The organism is Paenibacillus sp. LS-5 (assembly GCF_056121505.1).
In genome coordinates this window covers 1-558 of the sequence record NZ_JBWAVA010000049.1, presented here as the reverse complement: position 1 = coordinate 558, position 558 = coordinate 1, and the positions used below count along the sequence as shown (strand labels likewise).

1 protein-coding gene and 1 pseudogene are annotated in these 558 nt (G+C 50.5%); both read left to right on the top strand.

The genetic code is table 11. The features are described 5' to 3' along the window. Positions 1 to 19 precede the first annotated feature (19 nt). Positions 20 to 127, top strand: a pseudogene (locus AC0MA3_RS26375) (RCC1 domain-containing protein); the annotation flags it as partial. Between the two features lie 33 nt (positions 128 to 160). Beyond that, positions 161 to 558 (top strand): RCC1 domain-containing protein (locus AC0MA3_RS26370; protein WP_474658336.1); only part of this gene is annotated, 398 nt, incomplete at its 3' end.

The following is a 558-nucleotide window of genomic DNA, read 5'->3' as shown; positions in this document are numbered from 1 at the left end:
TCTAACGAATGTTGTTGCCATTGCAGCCCACAGAAGTAGTAGCTATGCACTCAAGAGGGACGGAACGGTATGGTCATGGGGCTATAACTCTTTCGGACAATTGGGGGATAACACAACGATCAACCGAACTATGCCGGTACAAGTACTAGGGGTAAGCGGAGTGAGTGCGCTAGCAGCAGGAGATAGTGTGTATGCTCTAAAGACGGATGGAACGGTATGGGGTTGGGGAGATAGTAGCAGTAACAAGATTCCGGGTTCCACCGGAACAACAACCCCTAAAGCTATCTTGATGACGGGGCTGACGGATATCACGAGTATTGCAACGGCGGAGGGACCCAATTATGGATTGGCGTTAAAAAAAGATGGAAGCGTAGGTGTCTGGGGAGGATTTAACAAAACCTTCACGGCTGTTAGCGGACTAAGTGGAATAAAGGCAATTGCTGGAGGAACCAGTAACGCTGCTGTTTCGGGTGATGGGAGTGTGTGGAGTTGGATAAGTGGCAGCGGCACCCCCCCCACTAAAGTATCTGGCATAAGTGACGTGAGCGCGGTAGTGGT